Annotated in this window: 14 protein-coding genes; 9 read left to right on the top strand and 5 right to left on the bottom strand. The window is 38.3% G+C overall.

The genetic code is table 11. From position 1 onward, the window contains the following. Positions 1–6: 6 nt before the first annotated feature. The 3 genes from prpF (at position 7) to PALI_RS08650 (ending at position 3,557) form a co-directional block, all read left to right on the top strand. The gene (prpF, locus tag PALI_RS08660) at positions 7–1,173 is read left to right on the top strand and encodes a 2-methylaconitate cis-trans isomerase PrpF (protein ID WP_193155592.1); all 1,167 of its coding nucleotides are present in this window, start codon (positions 7–9) and stop codon (positions 1,171–1,173) included. 492 nt (positions 1,174–1,665) lie between these two features. Continuing rightward, positions 1,666–3,120 (top strand): sensor histidine kinase, encoded by a 1,455-nt coding sequence (locus PALI_RS08655; RefSeq protein ID WP_193155591.1) that lies wholly within the window; start codon positions 1,666–1,668, stop codon positions 3,118–3,120. Then, positions 3,117–3,557 carry a response regulator gene (locus PALI_RS08650; protein WP_193155590.1) on the top strand — a complete coding sequence of 147 codons (441 nt, stop codon included), beginning with the start codon at positions 3,117–3,119 and terminating at the stop codon, positions 3,555–3,557. The genes PALI_RS08655 and PALI_RS08650 overlap by 4 nt, the downstream gene beginning before the upstream one ends. A gap of 55 nt (positions 3,558–3,612) precedes the next feature. Here the strand turns inward: PALI_RS08650 and PALI_RS08645 are convergent, their stop codons facing one another. The 5 genes from PALI_RS08645 to PALI_RS08625 all read right to left on the bottom strand — a co-directional run bounded on the left by PALI_RS08645 (position 3,613) and on the right by PALI_RS08625 (position 10,143). After that, complete coding sequence (locus tag PALI_RS08645) at positions 3,613–5,316, bottom strand: two-component system response regulator (RefSeq protein ID WP_193155589.1); 1,704 nt, start codon at positions 5,314–5,316, stop codon at positions 3,613–3,615. A gap of 27 nt (positions 5,317–5,343) precedes the next feature. Beyond that, a complete protein-coding gene (locus tag PALI_RS08640; RefSeq protein WP_193155588.1) occupies positions 5,344–6,822 on the bottom strand; it encodes a PAS domain-containing sensor histidine kinase in 1,479 nt (492 codons plus the stop codon). 430 nt (positions 6,823–7,252) lie between these two features. Beyond that, on the bottom strand, positions 7,253–8,104 hold the full coding sequence (locus PALI_RS08635; protein WP_193155587.1) for a universal stress protein: 852 nt from the start codon (positions 8,102–8,104) through the stop codon (positions 7,253–7,255). Between the two features lie 10 nt (positions 8,105–8,114). Beyond that, positions 8,115–9,605, bottom strand: a complete 1,491-nt coding sequence (locus PALI_RS08630) for a SulP family inorganic anion transporter (RefSeq protein ID WP_193155586.1) — start codon at positions 9,603–9,605, stop codon at positions 8,115–8,117. A 148-nt stretch (positions 9,606–9,753) separates the two neighbouring features. Further along, positions 9,754–10,143: a YkgJ family cysteine cluster protein gene (locus tag PALI_RS08625; protein ID WP_077538214.1), complete on the bottom strand. Its 390-nt coding sequence runs from the start codon at positions 10,141–10,143 to the stop codon at positions 9,754–9,756. 708 nt (positions 10,144–10,851) lie between these two features. Here PALI_RS08625 and PALI_RS08620 point away from each other — a divergent pair. From PALI_RS08620 to pbpC, 6 genes are all read left to right on the top strand, one after another. After that, on the top strand, positions 10,852–11,031 hold the full coding sequence (locus PALI_RS08620) for a hypothetical protein (RefSeq protein WP_193155585.1): 180 nt from the start codon (positions 10,852–10,854) through the stop codon (positions 11,029–11,031). Positions 11,032–11,245: 214 nt separating this feature from the next. Further along, positions 11,246–11,674 carry a tetratricopeptide repeat protein gene (locus PALI_RS08615; RefSeq protein ID WP_193155584.1) on the top strand — a complete coding sequence of 143 codons (429 nt, stop codon included), beginning with the start codon at positions 11,246–11,248 and terminating at the stop codon, positions 11,672–11,674. A gap of 181 nt (positions 11,675–11,855) precedes the next feature. Further along, positions 11,856–12,329: a hypothetical protein gene (locus PALI_RS08610; protein ID WP_193155583.1), complete on the top strand. Its 474-nt coding sequence runs from the start codon at positions 11,856–11,858 to the stop codon at positions 12,327–12,329. A 45-nt stretch (positions 12,330–12,374) separates the two neighbouring features. Further along, a complete protein-coding gene (locus tag PALI_RS08605) occupies positions 12,375–12,974 on the top strand; it encodes a DUF1287 domain-containing protein (RefSeq protein WP_193155582.1) in 600 nt (199 codons plus the stop codon). A 34-nt stretch (positions 12,975–13,008) separates the two neighbouring features. Next, positions 13,009–18,906 carry an alpha-2-macroglobulin family protein gene (locus tag PALI_RS08600; RefSeq protein WP_226894524.1) on the top strand — a complete coding sequence of 1,966 codons (5,898 nt, stop codon included), beginning with the start codon at positions 13,009–13,011 and terminating at the stop codon, positions 18,904–18,906. Positions 18,907–18,916: 10 nt separating this feature from the next. Further along, the gene (gene pbpC, locus PALI_RS08595) at positions 18,917–21,250 is read left to right on the top strand and encodes a penicillin-binding protein 1C (protein WP_226894523.1); all 2,334 of its coding nucleotides are present in this window, start codon (positions 18,917–18,919) and stop codon (positions 21,248–21,250) included. Positions 21,251–21,380 lie beyond the last annotated feature (130 nt).

Raw genomic sequence — 21,380 nt, 5'->3', positions numbered from 1 at the left:
AGCATTATGTTTAAACCGCAAATTAAAGTGCCTGCAACCTATATGCGTGGCGGCACCAGTAAAGGTGTATTTTTTAATTTAACTGATTTGCCAAAGCCTGCTCAAGTAGCAGGCGAGGCGCGCGATAATTTATTACTGCGCGTTATTGGCAGCCCCGATCCGTATGCTAAGCAAACAGATGGCATGGGCGGTGCGACATCAAGTACCAGTAAAACCGTCATTTTAAGTAAAAGTGAGCAAGCCGATCACGATGTTGATTACTTGTTTGGTCAAGTGGCGATAGATAAACCTTTTGTAGATTGGAGCGGTAACTGCGGTAATTTAACGTCAGCAGTCGGTGCTTTTGCCATTAGTAATGGTTTGGTCGATAAAAGCAGAGTACCTAATAACGGTGTTGCTATTGTGCGCGTGTGGCAGGCTAATATTAAAAAAAGCATATTAGTGCATGTCCCTATAACCAATGGCGAAGTGCAAGAAACCGGCGACTTTGAGCTCGATGGCGTTACCTTTGCAGCAGCTGAAGTAAAACTTGAATTTATTGACCCTGCTGATGGCGATGGCGCGCTATTTCCAACAGGTAACGTAGTTGATGACTTAAAAGTACCGGGTGTTGGTACTTTAAAAGCCACGATGATAAACGCAGGTATTCCTACTGTATTTATTAACGCCGCAGATATTGGCTATACCGGCACAGAGCTGCAAGACGATATAAATAACGATGTTGCAGCGCTTGAAAAGCTCGAAACCATTCGCGCTTATGGCGCCGTTAAAATGGGTTTAATCACCGATATTAATGAAGCGCAAGCTCGCCAACATACGCCAAAAGTTGCGTTTGTTGCAGCGCCTTTAGATTACACTGCGTCTAGCGGTAAAGTTATTGAGGCTGCCAACATTAACTTACTCGTGCGCGCAATGTCGATGGGTAAACTGCACCATGCCATGATGGGCACAGCTGCTGTTGCTATTGGCACAGCTGCAGCAATTGAAGGCACACTCGTTAATATAGCCGCTGGTGGCGGCGCATTAAGTGAGGTTAACTTTGGTCATCCGTCGGGCACGCTAAAAGTAGGGGCTGAGGCTAAAAACAGTGCAGGTAATTGGCTTGTCACTAAAGCAAGTATGAGCCGCAGTGCACGGGTATTAATGGAAGGAGTTGCAAGAGTACCCGAATAATATAGACGCCATTACTTTTTGTTGCTAACAGGGATGTAGGCAACAGCTGAAGCCTTGCTTTATTCATACAAGAATATATAAGTCATTAGCATAGTACTGAAATAGTAACTGAGTTTATTCGGTTACACATTTCACATCGCAATTAAATTGCCCTTGAATAGAACAAGTATTAATTTTGAATGGTATTAAAATTAATACCCCGCCTAGCAAAAAAAGTAATGCCTGCTATAACTAATACTCGAGCCTGTTTATCTTTCTGTGTTGAATTTACAGCAAAATGTTTAGTTTTTAGACAAAGTAGCGCCTATGGTGTGTGATTTCCATAAATTGGCGATAGCGCAGCACATATGCCAAACATGTACTGCTTTTTGGGTTCACCCTAGACAGAACAAGTTTTAATCCGTAAAGGCCAACAGACCCCAAAAAGCGATGATAAATATGATGTCATAGCAGTAAACCATCGACTAATAATTAAAATAGGTTTAGTAATTCATGAATATTTCTAACAAGCTGATGCTAATTGTGCTGTTGACTACGTTTGAAATAAGCATTACGGTTTTTTCTGCTTTTGAAATAGCGAAAGGGGCTAAGTTTCATCAGCTTAATTTTCTTCATTTAAAGTATGTTAATCAGTTAACAAAATCAGTTGAAAGAATAAAAAGCGATCTACCTGTAGATATACAAGCCATAGAATCAGATATATTAGCAATTAAGCAGCAACCTATTGATTGCTTAAATGAAATAAATCATTTGAATCGCATTATAATGAAAGTAATTAAAACCGATCAAGCAATAACGATTTGCGAAGATGACATTAAAATTGCTGATAGCGCATTACTGCTTGTTCAGCAGTATAAAAACGACAGGCTTAATAAAGACGATTTTTTAATCGGTATGAGTGCGGCACTTGATGGTTTTAATCAACATTCGGAGGTGTTTGAGGAACCAATCAGAAAGACGGTGTCGTTTATATTAATGACTTTAATACCACTGGTTTTAATCATATCTCTTTTTAATATTATTTTTATAAGTTATTTATCGCGTACCATATCAAGCTCTATTCGCAATTTAACCAAGCTTTTATTAAACAAATCCGAAGATAATACTAATTTGGATGATGAGCTTGATAGGAAGACGAGTGGAGAATTAAAAGCACTAGTCATTGCGGCAAGGCACCGAATCAAAAGTGAGATTTTAAACATCGAGAGCAGTCTTGAGCTAAAAGCGATTGTAAATAGCCAGACAGCCTCACTCCAACAAGCAAATGATGAGCTTGCACAGTTTGCTTATCGGGCATCTCATGATCTTAAATCACCGTTATCGGGCGCTAAATCGTTGGCTCAATTTGTAATTCAAGATATCAAAGCAGGGGACACTGAGGAAGCAAGCAATAACGCACGCATTATTTATCAGCAGATGGAAAAATTAGAAACTCTGGTTGTTGATATTTTATTATTAGCCAAGGCCGAAATAGGCAATGAGGAAAAAGATTTTATTGATTTTGAGCAAATATTTATTGATATGAAAGAGCGGTTAACTTGGTTGATGAAGGATAATCCATGTACTCTAAATACCAGTGTTAATCTATCAACACCAATTAGCTCAGAAAAGGCGCGCTTTGCCCAAATTATTGAAAACTTAATATCAAACGGGTTGAAATATTACGACAAAGATAACGCTTCACCCTTCGTTAACTGTGATATACACGATGAGCTGCAACAGCTTATTATTATTGTAACTGATAACGGGATCGGAATACCAAAGAAGCATCAGAGTGAAGTGTTTGATATGTTTAAACGATTTCATGTTGAAACTAGTAGTGGATCAGGGCTTGGGATGGCACTTGTAAAAAAACATGTAGAGTACTTAGGCGGAGAAATTTCATTACAAAGTTCTGATAAAGGGACTACATTTAAAATAATAATACCGATGGATACACTAAAATGAAAAAACCGAAACCACCTATATTAATTATTGATGATAACGAAGTGGATCGCTATATCCTTAAAAGACTACTAAAAGAAGCTAATTTAGAACTCACTATTTTTGAGAAAAATGATGGACAAGAAGCGTTAGAATTTTTAGAAAATTATGAAGCTAACAGACAAGAATATCCAGGCGATTTTCCTCCTATTTTAATTTTTTTAGATATCAATATGCCAAGAGTTAACGGAATGCAATTTTTAGAAGAGTTTGCTGAACTGAGAAAAATAATAGAAATAAGCTCCTGTGTGGTTATGATGTTTAGCTCATCTGAAAGAAAAGAAGAAAAAGAGATCATCATGGCATATGACTTTGTTAAAGGTTATTTAGTCAAAGGGGATTTCCAAGCTGAAGATCTAAAAGAAAAAGTACAGGCTGTTATTGGTAAATATTTAATCTGAAGTTGGATTTTCTTTAATACTCAGCTGTTTAGGAACGAATCTTGCCAAGTTTTATTTATTTTTCTTTTTTAAGTAACTGACTGATTTCGTGTGCAGGCATCGGCCTTGCAAATAAAAACCCTTGTAAGTAATCAATTCCCAATGTGTTGCAAAGTGCATGTTGCGTTGGGGTTTCAATACCTTCAGCCACAACAGAAAAATCCAGTGCTTTGAGCATGAGCGATAATCCTTCAATTATTTTTAATCGTTTATCATTATTATCATCCAATGGTTGTATGCTTTTATCTAATTTTACTATGTCAATTGGGTAGGACATCAGGTGAGATATAGATGAGTACCCCATGCCAAAATCATCCAAAGCAATTCTAAAGCCATTATTCGAAAGCGTGGTTAATATATCAATAACCTCTTTGCTGTCTTCCATAAAGGCGGTTTCAGTTATTTCAAGTATTACATTACTTGATTTTACATTGCTCTTTTCAATAGTGGTTAATAAATACGTTAAGAGCGTGCTTTTTTGTAACTGCACTGGTGATATGTTGATTGATAGCGTTAATGGTATTTGGAAATTTTGTTGCCAATCTGAGAGCTGCTGTAATGCCGTAGAAATGATCCATTCGCCAAGGGGCTCTATAAGTCGGCATTCTTCAGCGATAGGAATAAACTCGTCAGGGGTATAACTAATCTCGGTGTCGGGCCAACGGATCAACGCTTCAACCCCTGATATTCTCTGAGTTTTTGAACAAAAAACAGGTTGATAGAATAGCCGAAAACTCTTGTTCTCTAGATTATGTTTAATACTATTTTGAATATCGACGCGGCGGCTAAATTCGTATTGATATTGCGCTTTGTAAAAACTGATTTTGCCTTTGCCGCTTTGTTTTGAACGATACATAGCAATATCAGCACACTTTAGTAATTCATGTGATTCAATTGCGTCATTTGGGTATACGGCGCTGCCAATACTGACACTGCAGTTAATAGTTATACCATTGTATACAAAAGGCTCAGAGACTTTAGCTAGTATTCTGTTTGCGATCATACCAATTTGATTGATGTTACAAATGCCGCCAATGATAACGGCAAATTCATCTCCCCCGAGCCTAGCAAAACCTTCATCGCGTCGTAGGCAATTATTTATTCTTGTTACCGTTTGTACTAATATTTCATCGCCAACGTTGTGCCCTAACGTGTCGTTTATATTTTTGAAGTTATCTAAATCCAAAGCTAACAGCGCAACACAGTTTTTAGTCCGTTTATTATTCGCGATCATTACTTTTAAAACTTCTTCAAAATGGTATCGGTTAGACAGTCCCGTAAGCTGATCTCTTTCTGCCATATGTTTCACAGCCAGGTAGCTGTCGTGCATACGTTGCTCTGCCTCAAAACGTTTTTTTGCGTATATAAGTGCTTTATTTAAGCTACTTCGCGTTATATCACCTTTTGGTAAAAAGTCTTGAGCTCCGGCCTCTATACATTCAATTGCTACGCTTGAGTTTTCAGAGGAGCTGATCATAATAATTGCAGTATTGCCAAGTTTAGGTTTTGCTCGCATTTCGATAAGCATTTCAATACCGTCTTCTTTAGGCATATTGTAGTCGAGTAGTATTACATCAAAATAAGTTTTTTCAATGGCTTGAAAGCCATCAAGCACACACGTTACCTCAGTAATGTCATGAAGTTGAGCACCATCAGATATCAGCATTTTTTTTATTAATTTTCGATCTACTAAGTCGTCATCAACAATTAATATATACATATATTCCTCAATACGGCCTAAATGAAATCATTTTTTAGGCCAGTAAACAGTAAATGTACTGCCAAGTTTTCCATCAGAAGTTACTTCTATTTTGCCGCCGTAATTCATAATATGCTTTTTTGCGATACACAGCCCAATACCGCTGCCCTCTACGTCATCACGAGATTGTAAAGTTTGAAATAATTTAAAAATGAGAGAAAAATATTTAGGTTCTATTCCTGGACCATTATCCTTTATTTCAATAACGTAGTAATTTTCATCGGGGAGTAACGCAATATCAATAATAGGATTTTTTTTATCATTATGCTTAACGGCATTACTTATAAGATTTGAAATTACGATTTTAAAAGGGATAACAGGTATGGTTATTAATTGATTATTCGCGTTAATATTAACGGTGAGTGTTTTTGGGAGGTCCAATAGCTCTTTGATATCAAGGTAGATAGCGTCTAAAGATATACTTGCCAGCGTACCATCACAACTATTTATCCGCGAATAGCTCAGTAGATCTTCTAATAACACCTGCATTCTATTAGTACGATTTATGACTAACTGAAAGTTCTCAAGGTGCTCTTTGGGAAGCAAGTCTTTGCAATCATCTGAAATCCACTCTAGTAAACGTTTTATTGCATTTAATGGCGATCTTAAGTCATGTGAAGTAATACTTGTAAATTCATCGAGTTCACTCTGTGCTGCTTCTATTTTATTGATTAACTGCTCTTTCTCAGTTATGTCTTTACTGACCGTAAGAATATATAAATTGCCTAATCTATTCTCAAAACGCTGCTTGACTGTGTCAGCGGTAAAGCTTGAACCGTTTGGCCTACAGAGGTTTTCGACTATTTGGCTAAAACCGCAATGCAGAGCTATTTTGTCTTGGGCTAAAAAATTTTTAGCTTTTTCATCTTCATAATTTTCAACAGTAGTGCAGTCGATGATGTTGTTTTGCATATTCTCAGGGTACATATTCTTAAATGCATCATTCGCATACACTATTTTAAAATGTTCATCTTTTATGCAGACTAAATCTTTATTTAGCTCGGAAATCATTAATTGAAGTTCGACATTATCCGTTGCCTCAAGTAGGCGACGTCGCTGAGCTAATTGATTTATTAAGCCATTTTTTAACGTAGAGAATATTGATTTTTCTTTTTCTGTGAAGGCGATATCACTGTGACGCTCAAATACTATCCAGCCAAATTGAACATGTGAGGGCAAATTAATAGGCGTAACAACTCTTAATATATTGGAGTTTATATTTACTGTGGTATTTGAACTGTTTTTAAAGTCGTCTTTCGTTAACGTTATTTTTGGGCCATGTTGGCATAATTCTATTGGGGTCTGAAGTGAGCTTGCTAGGATAGAGCATGCCGTAGCGTCAAAAATTTTAATAGCTAGCTCTATGAAATTATCTAAGCTTTTTTGAATCTCACTATCAAAAAAAAGACTCTTTTGCATGTCATTTAATAATGGCGTTATTTCAATATAGCTTTTTGTATTAGGCATCTAAATTCCTTTAAATGTAATAAGGCGTATTGATTTTTAGCATTCAAGCTTAAAGCTAATTGCGGCACCAAAGGATAATTTTTACATTCGTGCCTGTTTATCTTTCGGGGTTGCATTTGCAGCCGTCTGCTTTGCCTTTAGGTAAGACTTAGCCTATATAGAGCAAATTTTAATCCTCAAAGGTCAACAGGCCTTAGTATAACTTCGGTTAAATCATCTTCTTACGCCAAACTTCACATAACAAGTCATTAACTGATTGTAGTTGATTATTTTTATAATGCAGAAATAATTCACTTTTCGTAAATTAACGTTTAGATAGTAATTTGGGTATCAAATTAGCGATCTGTTTTACAGGTTATTCGTTATATTTTTTGGTACAGGGGGGGGCAGCACTGCAAGTTTAACCGCACACGATAACCCCCTTTATGTATTATTTTAAAATTACGATGGGTACATCGCTATTTTCAAGCATTTTGGTGGTGTTACTGCCTACAAAAAACTGCCTTAGTTTAGAATGTCCAAATGCGCCCATTACAATTAAACCTACATTATTTTGCTCTTTGTACTTTATTAACGAGTCAAAAATATTGCCTTCTAAAAAGCTGGCAGACACCTTAAAACCCATGTTGGTGAGTGTGTACTGCGCGTTAACAAACTTTTCTTCAAGGTCTTTTTCGTTGTTTTTAATACTCACTAAATGACAATGTAAGCCATGCAATAAGCCGCCATCAATTACTTGTTGTAGCGCTTTATCGGCAGTTTCACGGCCATCGTAAGCAATCATAAATGACGTAGGCTGTTTAAACGTTTCAGGAATAAGCAAAATAGGGTGGGTTGCATTGCGCACTAAAGTTTCTATGTGTGAGCCAAGTACCGCTAGGCTATTACTATGCCCCGCACCATTTTGGCCAATAACAATAAGGCGCGTATCATCTTTAAAGTCTATAACGGTATCGAGTAAATCACCGTGGCGCTTAATTAATTCAAAATCGGTGATACCTGCCGATTTTGCATGCTCGCTTACAAAGTGCAATAATTCGTCAGCCATTTTTAAACTCACTTTGCAGCGCTGCTCGTCAAGCTTGGTCATTTCTTCAAGTAAAATTGAATGGGCACCTAAGCCAATGCTACCAGAGTAGTCGCCAATATTAGTTTGCTGTTTTTTTTCAATTGTATGAACAAAACTAATGGGTTTATTTAACTTTTTTGAAGCCCAAATAGCGGCTTCAGTTACATTTTTAGTTACGGCTGAGCCATCCACGTAGGTAATTATTTTAGTCATTACATGTTCCTTAATGTCCGCCAAGTAGTTTTTCAACTTCTTCAGGGTTGTTATGTACACCAAATTTATCGATAACGGTTTCGGTTGCGCTATTCATCCCAATAATGTTAACCGTTGCACCTTCTCGTCTAAACTTAATAACCACTTTATCAAGAGACGATACCCCCGTTATGTCCCAAAAGTGGGCATGGGTTAAATCAATAATCACGTTAGTAACCGCATTTTTAAAATCGAACGACGCAATGAATTGCTCAGCGGAGGCAAAAAACACTTGGCCAACGACTTCATAGATTATTTGATCGCTGCTTTCATCATGCTTGGTTTTAACGAGCATAAAGCGGCCAATTTTATTGGCAAAAAACAACGTAGCTAACAACACGCCAACTAAAACACCCATCGCTAAATTATGCGTAGCAACAACCACAATAACGGTGGAAATCATCACGACATTTGACGAAAGGGGGGTCTTTTTTAAATCTTTAACCGATGCCCACGAGAATGTACCAATCGATACCATAATCATTACCGCAACTAATGCTGCCATAGGGATTAAGCGCAGCCATTCATCTAAAAATACCACCATGATAATTAAAAACAAACCGGCAATAAAAGTTGAGAGTCGCCCACGTCCGCCGGACTTAACATTAATAATTGATTGACCAATCATAGCGCAACCGGCCATACCGCCAAATAAACCGGCACCAATGTTTGCAATACCTTGACCTTTACACTCTTTATTACGATCGCTCGTTGTATCGGTTAAATCATCGACAATAGTTGCGGTCATCATCGACTCAAGTAAGCCCACAACGGCAAGACCAATTGAATAAGGTAAAACAATTTGCAGCGTTTCAAGTGTTAGCGGTACATCTGGCCATAAAAATATAGGGAGAGTGTCGGGTAAATCGCCCATGTCGCCCACGGTTCTTATATCAAGCCCTAAAAACAGTGAAACCAATGTAATAACAACAATACAGACCAAAGGAGAGGGGATAATTTTACCAATAGCTGGAATGTGTGGGAAGAGGTAAATAATACCTAAGCCCGCCGCCGTCATTGCATACACATGCCACGTAACATTAGTAAGCTCAGGTAATTGCGCCATAAATATTAAAATAGCCAATGCGTTTACAAAACCTGTTACAACAGATCGCGATACAAACCGCATTAATTCACCGAGCTTTAAAAAGCCTGCAAATATTTGTAGTACGCCGGTGAGTAAGGTAGCAACAAGTAAGTATTCCAGGCCATGATCTTTCACCAGCGTCACCATTAATAGCGCCATTGCGCCGGTTGCGGCCGATATCATGCCTGGTCGTCCGCCTACAAAGGCAATAATGACCGCGATGCAAAATGAGGCGTATAAGCCAACTTTTGGATCAACGCCTGCAATAATAGAAAAGGCAATTGCTTCAGGTATTAAGGCTAGCGCCACAACAATACCAGCGAGTACATCGCCACGAATATTACAAAGCCAGTCTCTTTTTATGTGTTCGAGCATATAAATAACCTACTTAGTTTCCCCCAAATAAAGGGAGTGTGTATAGAATCAGAGCAAATATAGTGTAGCGGGCGATACCGTATCATGCTTACTTGAATGAAGCAGGAGTGATTGGATTTATAGTATTATAGATAGGTGCTATCTATTTTTATGAACGGCTGTCGATCATTAGCACATCGAGTTTAATTTGTGCTCTAGTTTGGTTTTTTATATCAATGGGCTCAATCATTTCGCACTCATCGCGAATCATTTCGGAAATTAGGCTAGGGTAATGACGGCAATCTTCTGGTCTGTCGAGATAGATGCTGCATGTGTACATATTTTTAGCGAGAGGGTCTTTTTTAGGCGCAAGTTCTAAAAAAGGGCATGTGGTTAATCTTACCCCTGATTTTGGATCGAACCAAATCTCGTTGTTTTTAACGTATTCAAAAATTTCAGGATTAAAAAGCTCCCATAAATCAATTTCTTCTTTTGATGCACTTAAATCACCACCGCCGTATTTAGTACAGCATTTACCACATTGATTACATTGTTTCATAATTGACTAATTTAGTTGGCTGTTAACGGGCTTAGAATAGCTATGAGTGTAGCATTGAATTTATTTTTAGATGTTAGTTGAGTATATAATTACTCTGTAAACTTACAGGAGCCGCAATTTAGTTAACCTGAGCTCTGGTTAAGAGATTTACTAACGTATTAAATCATGATGATATTTAAATTTATTTTCTTTAGCTAGGTCCTGTTTATCTTTCGAGGTTAAATTTGCAGCAGACTGTTTGGTATTTTGGCAAGGCAGAGCCTATGTAGTGTGGTTATTCCCCATAAATAGGCGATAACGTAGCACAAATGCCAAACATGCGCTGCCCGAAGGGTTCTGCCCAGGGACTATTTACTCTTTGTGGCTCGGTTTTTACTTAGCCCACTAGGTTACAAACCTCGCGCCGCGATTAAATAGCCCCTAGATTGAACAAATTTCAATCCTGAAAGGTCAACAGACCCTAGAGATTTTCAGTGAAAACAAGGCGAATTTACGCGTCAATAGCGGGCCTATTGCAAATAAATTCAACGCAGTTAGCGCTGAAAATAGCTGCTCAAGATAGATTTATTATTCAGAGTTCAGGTTAGTTATGATGGAGAGTTCGAAACACGCTGTTACGCTTTATTCGTTATTTTGTAGGGACGATTTTTAGTCGATGGTTTACTCTAAAAGAAAATGCATGTCGAATTTACAGTACTGGGAGTAAACATGAAAGACGCAATAAGTAAATTAAAAACAGAGTTTAATACAAGAATGTTGTATTGGAATAATCTAAAAAGTAACAAGGTTAAAGCTCTGCTTATTTTACTGTTTTTAGCGGTGGTTGGACTAAAAATTTTTACGACTATTTTTACGGTTGATTGGCTTACGAGTTTATTTAACGCATAGCTCAGTCTTAACAGGTCCTAATATTCTATTTCATGTATAAATATTTCGCCTGCGTCGTGTTTAACTTCTACGTGCTACTCATTATTAATGTATTATTGGGCTAAGTGATACACTATTTAAAACAGTTGTTTAAAATATTGATAACGGCTGACATAACACATTGGTGCTAAATGGTATGAGTACATTATTTAGTGGCAAAAAAGGATGATGAGTAATGATGAATACTAAAGTTTACAAAGCGGTACACGACCTAGCTGAAGAGTTAATGGCTGCAGCTAATAAAAACGATACAAAAAAATTCGAGCTACTTTATGGGCAATTAAAAGCAATTTGTATTGAAAACGAAAACACCTCAAAAGACCACCCAGTACAATGGGAAACCCTTGCTGATTTTACCGAAGAGCTAGAAGAAGCCATCGTAGGCTACGAAAAGGCACTAGAGAAGTCGATTGCGATTAACGATAAAGATCATATGTCGTCAGTTGCTTTTTCAATGGCGACGTTACAGCTTGAATTAGGTCAAAAAGACGAAGCAATTAAGAATTTGCAAGATGCTAAAGTCAGTGCGAACAAAATTGCTGATAAAGAGCTCAAAGCTGAAATACATGATTTACTAGAATCATTGGTTGAAGAAGAAGGCTAGGGCGTGTTTAGCTTTAGCGCTTAGGTTGCAGCAGTGTGCGTTGTGGTTGCTCTAAACTAATTAGCAATAACAACGTATGCATGGCAGTGATAAGTATCTAAGGTGTTTTCTAGATCAGGTATGTTTTAATCTAGAATTCCCATACAGCAGACGAATAACGTTAATATTATGGAGATTAAACGTGTTAAATCAAATAGATCAATGGATTGATAAGACAAACCTAGAATATAAAGACCAAAGAATTAGCTGTGACAAATTTGCCAGTGAGTTTGCAGGTTTTTATCCTACCGAATTTTTAAAAAATGCGTTTTATGTTGTGGTTGATAAAATACCTAAACCAGATTTTCCTGAACTGCGTGAAATGGGATTGGGTGACTTTATCGATATGGATGCAGCAGGCGTAACGTATAAAAATACTTATTATATGCTTTCACACGTTGCCGACAACTTAAGGGTGCACTTTCATGAGCTTGTTCATGTGGCTCAGTGGAATAATCTTGGTGCAGAGGCGCTTATACTCCGTTATATTACAGAAATTCAGTGTGCTGGTTATTATGATGCACCACTTGAGATTATGGCATATAGCTTAGATGAGCATTTTACTGATGGCCGTGAAAAATTAAACGTGGTTGAGTACGTTGCTCGCACTCTTTAGCTAATTATCCACCGTTCGGTAAATTAATATCAAAAGGATTTTTATATGATACGGTTTATTGCGTGTTCAATTGCCTTATTTTGCGTAAATGCTAAAGCAGCCTCATTTAATGATGATATAGTGACGGCTTTGCTAGAGAGAACAACGCATCAAGTAAAGTATGATGGGGCTTATCGTTCAATCGCTTACCCAGGCGGTGATGTACCCGATAATATTGGTGTGTGTACCGATGTTATAATTCGTGCTTATCGCCAATTAGGTGTTGATTTACAAAAGCTTGTTCATGAAGATATGATAAAAAACTTTACGTTGTATCCCTCAAAACGTATTTGGGGCTTAACTAAGCCCGATAAAAATATCGATCATCGGCGTGTACCAAATTTACAAGTTTACTTTAAGCGCCACGGAGACGTTTTAAGTAACTCAAACAAGGCACAGGACTATAAAGCAGGCGACATAGTCACGTGGATGTTAGCGGGTAATCTACCGCATATTGGTATGGTTGTTAATGACAAAGCGCAGGGCACGGGTAACTCATTAATTGTTCATAATATAGGGCGAGGCCCTGAAAAAAGCGATGTGCTTTTTGATTATGAAATTACCGGTCATTATCGGTTTGTGCCACAACAATATAAACAAGATTAAAGCGATTACAGCCCCAAAAGCAAAGGATAAACAAGTGGATAAAAGCAATAAAGGGACTTATTTAAAAAAGAGTCACTTCGCATCAAAAATAGCTAATGTATTAATGAGCATCTTTTTTGGAACCTTTGGTGCGGGACTGTTTAGCGCAATAGCATGGTGGCTAAATAGCACAAATATTGAAGTAAAAGCGTATGCGAGTTTAAGTGCCTTACTCAGTGTGTTTTTTGTTGTTTTAAACGCTTTTGGCATTATTGTATGGCAGCAACCTACGTGGCTAACGTCGAATTTAAACAGGTTAGTTACTTATGCTCAACAGCGAAAAAAACTATTTATTAGCTGTTTTTCAGTGTTGTGTTTAATTGTTATTAGTTACTGTATTTTTCTCTCCCTTCCACAGCCAGTTAGCTATAAGGCCAGTCATTCAGGACCGTTGCTTACTACTCCATCTGATGCACTTATTGCTGAACCACTATATATTGATTTTACGCCCATTTTAGAAGGGGTAGAGAACACCAGCACAGTGTCTTATTCCGTTGCTAAGCTAGATTTGGTCGGTAAACAGCTTACTAAAGGTATAAAAGTAACTCCAGAGCTTATTGGTGAATGGACGTGGTATAGCGAAAATCAGCTTAAGTTTACGCCAAAGCAAGATTGGCCAGCGGGGCAAGAATATAGCGTTAGTTTTGATACCGCTATTTTTAAAACGGATATAAAATTGAGCGACGATGAACACGTATTTAAAACGCCACGCTTTAATTTAACCCTAAGTTCACTGGCGTTTTATCAAGACCCTAAAACTAAAAGTCACAAAGTTATCGCGACGTTAAAAGCAAGCCATCCGACAAATATAGACAGTATAAAAAGTAAATTAAAGCTCACTCAATCACTAACTAAAAACAGTAAAAGTTCGGTGGCTGAATACAAATTTGATGTCACTTATGACAAACATCAACGAGAAATTTACATTACGTCAGAGCCGGTACGTATTCAAGATACCGAAAGTTATATGTACCTCACACTCGACGGTGGCGTAAAGCCGGTTGCGGGATCATCAAAAACGGTAACCAGCATTGAAGAGTCTGTTTTGATCCCAAGTGTTAATAGTTTTTTTAGAGTTAACACTGCTAATATGTTGCTGGTAAGAAATACCGAAGACGAGCCTGAACAAACACTTATTTTAGATTTTACTGCTGCTATTGCCGTGCAAGATGTGATTAGCAAAACCACGGCTTATGTTTTACCAAAAACAACTGCTAATGGGGAAGATAAATACTGGAGTAGCCCGCGAGAAGTGACGCATGCAGTGCTCGAAAAATCGCAAAAAATTAAGCTAACTATGATCCCAGCAGCGCAAGATTCGGCTAAATTGCACAGCTTTGTATTTGACGCACCAGAAAATAGACAGGTTTATGTACATATTGACGCTGGGCTAAAATCGGCCAGTGATTTTATTATGACTAACGCCTACGACAGCATTTTAAATACACCTATGTACCCCACCGAAGTAAAAATAATGTCTGACGGTGCGCTTTTATCAAAAAATGGTGATCACAAACTGTCATTTTTAACCCGAGGCGTAAAAGCAATTCACGTTAAGGTTGGTAAAGTACACGCAGATCAAATTAATCACCTCGTGAGTCAAACCAGGGGTGATATTACTAACCCCGAATTTAACAGTTATTACTTTACAGAAGAAAATATAAGTACGGTTTCTACACGACAAATTAAGCTAAAAACGGAACATCCAAAAAAGGCGGTGTATTCGTCACTTGATTTAAGTGATAACTATAATGATTCACTAGGGTTGGGGTTGTTTTTTGTTGATGCCCAAGCCCTTAACACACAAGACAATTATGTCTACGGGCCTAATGAGAAACGACTTATTCTTATAACAGACTTAGGTTTATTGGTAAAAAATAATGCAGATGGCTCTCATGATGTGTTTGTGCAGTCTATCGAAACAGGCAATCCTGTAGTGCATGCAACAGTCTCATTACTGGGTAAAAATGGACTCGTTGTTTTAGATAGTAAAACCGATGCGAAAGGGCATGCATCGTTCCCAATTACAACATGGTTTACACAAGAGCAGACCCCCGTTGCTTTTGTGGTAGAGACAAAATCTGACGCGTCTTTTATTCCTTATAACCGCCATGCTCGTATGATTAACTATTCGCGTTTTGATACTGGCGGAGTGAGCTCTGGCTATCAAGGAAATAATCAAATAGATGCGTTTGTATTTTCAGATCGTGGCATTTATCGCCCTGGTGATACGGTCAATTTAGCGACCATTGTTAAGCAATCAGATTTTTCAAAATTAGGGGATATACCGTTAGAATTAGAAATTACAGATCCTAAAGGCGCCACGGTTTTTAATAAACGTGTGCGTTTAAATAAATATGGCTTACTTGATTTTAACTTTGCAACTGAGCATAGCTCAGCGACCGGAACATATTATGTGTCTGTGCAATTGGTTAAAAATAATCGACGTGATCAATTAGGCAGTACGAGCTTTAAAGTAGAAGAATTTGTGCCAGATAGACTAAAAATCAACAGTAAATTTTCAGTGTCATCTACCAAAGGGTGGGTGAGTGCGGCAGAATTTAAAGCATTAGTAAGCCTTGAAAATCTATTTGGTACACCGGCTCAAAATAGACGCATAACCGCTGATTTACGTTTAACACCAGCAGGCTTTTACTTTAGCGAACATAAAGATTATGTGTTTTCTGATCCCAACAGTGGGGATCAAAATATTAGACAAACAAATGAATCGTTAGATGAAACCAAAACAGACAATGAAGGCAAGGCTGAGTTTAATATTGATTTAACACGTTATGAAGCAGGAACGTATCAGTTAAATTTTGCGGTTCAAGGATACGAAGAAGGTGGAGGCAGAAGTGTTCGTGCTAATAGTGCGATGCTTGTGTCACCGGTTAAACAATTAGTTGGCTATAAAACCGACGGCGATTTAAGTTACATATCTAAAAAATCCAAACGAGTCGTTCGATTTATTAACATTAACTCAGACGCTGAACTTGTTGCCCGCGATGGGTTATCGTTAAATTTAATTGAACAACAATATGTATCCACATTGGTTCAGCAAAGTAATGGAACGTATAAATACCAATCGGTACAAAAAAATAAGCAACTCACAACAGATGCATTTTATATTAGTGAGGATGGAACAGATTTTATTCTACCAACCGATGAACCAGGTGATTATTTAGCCGAGTTGGTTGATAGCCAAGGCAATACGGTCAGTAGAGTGTCGTTTACGGTAACCGGTACAGGTAATTTAGCGGGTAAACTTGAAAAAAATGCTGAGCTACAACTTCAATTAAACAAAAAAGATTACAAGCCTGGCGAAACAATAGAAATGAGCATCGTCGCGCCTTATACCGGCTCAGGCTTAATTACAATTGAAACCAATAAAGTACATGCTTTTAAATGGTTTAGTAGTAAAACAACAAGCAGCATACAAACAATAACGCTACCTAAAGGTATCGAAGGTAATGCTTATATTAATGTGTCTTTTGTGCGAAGCCTTGAGTCTCGAGAAATATTTACCAGCCCATTGAGCTATGCCGTAAAGCCGTTTGTTATTGATCGCAGTAAACGAGAAATAAAACTGGATGTAAACATACCTGACAAAGTAAAACCTGGTGACGATTTAGTTATTTCATACAGTGCAAGTAAGCCATCGCGTATGCTTATATTTGCAATAGACGAAGGGATTTTACAAGTTGCTCAGTACCAAACACCAAAGCCGTTAAACCATTTTTTACAAAAGCGTGCATTAGAAGTAGGCACAATGCAAATTGTTGATCTTATTTTACCTGACTTTCAATTAGTGCGAGAGCTTGCCTCCGCAGGTGGCGGTTATGCTGGGCTTATGGCGTCAAGCTTTGAGAGTAAACAGCTAAATCCATTTTCTCGAAAAGTAGAAAAACCAGTCGCATTTTGGTCAGGTATTTTAACGCCAGACACTAAAAGCAAGGAACTGACCTTTACTATTCCTGATACATTTGCAGGTCAGTTACGTGTTATGGCTGTTGCGGTTAATGACAATGGCGTAGGTGTTAAACAAAGTACAACGCTTGTAAAAGGGCCGTTTGTATTAACGCCAAATGTATTAGCTACAGCAGCGCCTGGAGATGAATTTGATATTACACTAGGTGTTGCTAATACTGTTGAAGATTCAGGTAAGCAGCTTTCAATTGCGGTGAAAGCCCTTGAATCTGATAATCTTGAAATACTAAGCGATGCGCAATTAACGTTAAACATTGATGAAAACGCAGAAGACACATTGACCTTTCGGGTTAGAGTACTCGATAAATTAGGCGCTGCCTCAATTACTTTTACAGCTGCATCGGGTGAGCACGTGAGCCAGCGAACAGCGACGTTGAGTATTCGCCCTGCAGTTGCTTTTGTTAGCAGCTTTGACAGTGGCTTTACCGAGTCAGGTAAACAACACCTCACAGTGCCCAGAAAGCTATACTCTAGCTTGGCGCAAGGAAATATAACGGCATCGAAAAGTCCGTTAGCTTTGGTCGATGGGCTGATAAGCTACTTAGATAACTTCCCTCATATGTGCACTGAGCAAGTGGTCAGCAGTGTATTTCCGGTGCTCGATTATTTAGAACACCCGAGCTATATGGGTAATGTGGCTGAAAAACACAGTCGTATAAATAACTTAATCGATACACTTCGTAAACGTCAATTACCCGATGGGCGATTTATGCTGTGGCCTGGTAATACGAGCGCATCAATTTATTCTTCTCTTTACGTTATGCACTTTTTGTTGGATGCCAAAGAAGCTGGTGTAGCCATCCCAAATGACATGTGGGGTATGGGGTTTGAAGGTGTCCGCAATATAGCGAGCGGCTTGTTGGCAACTAATAACAGAAACCGCGCTTACGCTATCTATTTGTTAACTCGCCAAGGTGAAGTAACCACAAATTATTTATCTGATCTAGAAAAAAGCTTTAATGCTGATAGCACTAAAGCATGGCAGCAAGATATATCGTCAGCATTTATGGGAGCGACTTATCAGCTAATGCGCGCCAGCGATAAAGCACACGCACTCATTGATGGCTACAAAATAGGCGATGATACTCAGTCAGTGACTTGGGGTCCTTATGATTCACGCCTTGCACATGACGGGCAATATATTTATTTGTTATCAAAACATTTTCCAGAGCGTTTAAAGCAACTAACAAAAGATGACTTATTGAATGTGGTTAAACCTATTTTTGAAGGACGTTACAACACCTTGTCATCTGCTTGGTCAGTATTAGCAATGAGCGCTTATTCAAACGTTGTGCTTTTAGCAACGCAATCTGATGATGTTAAAATCAAAGCGACAACTCAAAAAGGCACAACCGAAACATTAACAGTAACTCATGCACCTTATCCAAAAGCATCATTTTTAACCGACGTAGAGCAACTCGATATTTTGGCTGCGCCTCGTTCGTTTTATATGATGAGTCAAGCTGGATTTGATACACATTTACCTCAACAAGCCTTAAGCAATGGTTTAGAAGTGACTCGAGAATATCAAGATGACAGCGGCAAAAATGTATCGAGTGTTGTCCAAGGTGCAGAGCTTAATGTTGTATTACGTGTGCGTAGCACAACGGGTAAAAATATCTCGGATGTTGCCATTATTGATTTGCTCCCAGGTGGCTTTGAAATACTAAGAGACAGCGTGCGTAATAAATACAATCATTGGCAGTCTGAATATACCGATATTCGCGAAGATCGAGTGATATTTTATGGTGACTTTGGCGATATGATGACCGAGCTAACGTATAAAGTGAAAGTGACTGCGGCAGGTCGCTTTGTAGTGCCGCCGGTTTATGCAGAGTCTATGTATGATCTCAGTGTAAAAGCGCACTCTCAGTCTGGCCATGTTGATGTTACTGCCGCTAAATAAGAAATACAGCGTGCGGATCAAGTTATTTTTATTGACCACAGCATTGCTTGCAGTGCTGTGGTATGTCTTTGTTCCAAAGCCAGACATAACTCAATCAACCACTTACTCAACGGCATTTTACGACAGCAGCGGTAAGTTATTACGCTTAAATTTAGCCACCGATGATCGGTATAGATTATGGACGCCCATCGAAAAAATTCCTTTAAGCGTTCAACAAGCGACTTTGTTGTATGAAGATCAATATTTTTATCAGCATATTGGCATAGATTTTATTGCTTTAGCAAAAGCATTTTACACCAGCTATATTAAAAGAAGTCGCCGCGTTGGGGCATCAACAATAACAATGCAAGTCGCTCGGTTGCATTTTGGTATGAATACACATGTTGTTTTGGGGAAAATAGAACAGATTTTTCGTGCCTTACAAATAGAGCGTCACTACAATAAAAAACAGATATTAGAAGCGTATTTTAATTTAGCGCCTTATGGCTCAAATATAGAAGGTATTGGGGCTGCAAGTTTAATTTATTTTAAAAAACCAGCATTTGAGCTCAACTTACCTGAATCATTATTACTGAGTCTAGTGCCGCAAAATCCAAGCAAACGAAACCCAATTAAGCAATCAGCTAAAGCAATACTATTAGATGCAAGACAAACACTATTTTCTCGGTGGCTTGAAGCGCACCCTAGTGATAAAAACTGGAGTGCTACAATGCAGCTGCCCATTAGCGTTCATTCATCCTCCGAGCTGCCTTTTGAAGCGCCACACTTTATTAATAACCTGCAAAGTGAATTCCCGCACCTTGAGCCCACAGAGTATAAAACAACAATAAATTTAAGCTTGCAAAAGCTGTTGGAGCGTCATGGAAAAAGTTATATAAAGAGACGCGAAAGAGAAGGGATCACTAACACATCTGCTATTTTATTGAATTATCAAACGATGGAAATAGTCGCTGAATTAGGCTCAGTTGATTTTTTTAATAATACAATCAGTGGACAAGTAAACGGTACGCGCGCAAAACGTTCGCCAGGCTCTACTCTTAAACCTTTTATTTATGCTCTGGCAATAGACGAAGGATTAATTCATCCATTATCGCTGGTTAAAGATGCTCCTAAACGCTTTGGTGGCTATACCCCAGAAAACTACGATCAGCAGTTTTTAGGACCTATATCGGCGACTGATTCCTTAGTGCTAAGTCGAAACGTGCCTGCCGTCAATCTAATGTATCGTTTAAAAAAAGTGGGACTCTATGACTTACTTGTTGCGGCTGATATAAAAAAGTTACAGCCTAAAGAGTTTTATGGGTTGGCTTTGGCATTAGGTGGCAACGAAGTCACGATGTTAGAGCTGGTCAAACTATACGCTATGTTAGCTAACTTAGGGATGTATCAAAACGAGATTATTTTACAACAAGAGCCTGAGCGCGATCTTAAAAATAATACCAAGAAACGTTTACTTAGCCCCGAAGCCGCTTATTTAACGCTACAGATGTTAAGTAAAAACAACGCAGTTGATGAAATATCTTTTCAACAGCAGAGCCGGAAAATGTACCCTATTTATTGGAAAACAGGCACTTCATTTGCTTTTCGTGATGCATGGTCAGTCGGTATTGTAGGCCCTTATGTGTTAGCAACCTGGGTCGGTAATTTTTCAGGCGAAGGGCATCCTTCTTTTATTGGCCGACAAGCCGCAGCCCCTTTATTTTTTGAAATAATTCGCTCATTAGAAAGCTACGGATTAATAAAAGGCGATATAAAGCGGGGCGGCTTAAATATCGAAAAAGTAGATATTTGCTCAACAACAGGTGATTTGCCTAATGTTCATTGCCCTAAAACTCAAAAAGGGCTTTTTATTCCTGGTAAATCACCGATTAAAATCTCTGATGTGCATCGAGAAATTTTTATCGATAAAGCATCGGGGGCAAGAGCATGCCGCTTTGACGAATCGACAACAACAAAAGCCGTGTATGAGTTTTGGCCATCAGACTTAATTAGATTATTTAAACAAGCAGGCATCGTAAAACGCCAACCTCCAGCTTACCTTGCTTCTTGTGCAATTAATGATACGAGCACTTTGGGCTCAGCGCCGACAATTACATCTCCAAGCAACTTGATCAGTTACACCTTAAGAGCCAGTAAATTAACACAAGAAAGTTTACCATTTACAGCAACTACCGACACAGACTCAAGTGCTTTATATTGGTTTGTAAACAATAGCTTTGTAGGTAAAGTAGAACGCGATACGGCGTTTTTCTGGCAGCCAAAAATCGGAATATTTGAGGTGAAAGTTGTTGATAACTTAGGGCGAAGCTCTTCAACAACACTGCGCGTAAAACTGGTTCAGTAAAATAAAATGATTGTTGCTCAAAAAGCAAAGCATTAAAACGCTCTATTAGCTAAGAGCAATGATTTATTACTTAACCTGAACTCTGGTTAAGAAATTTACTAACCTATTGAATCATGGTGATATTTAAATT

The organism is Pseudoalteromonas aliena SW19, from assembly GCF_014905615.1.
Classification (GTDB): Bacteria; Pseudomonadota; Gammaproteobacteria; order Enterobacterales; family Alteromonadaceae; genus Pseudoalteromonas; species Pseudoalteromonas aliena.
This window is presented reverse-complemented; position numbering and strand designations above follow the sequence as displayed.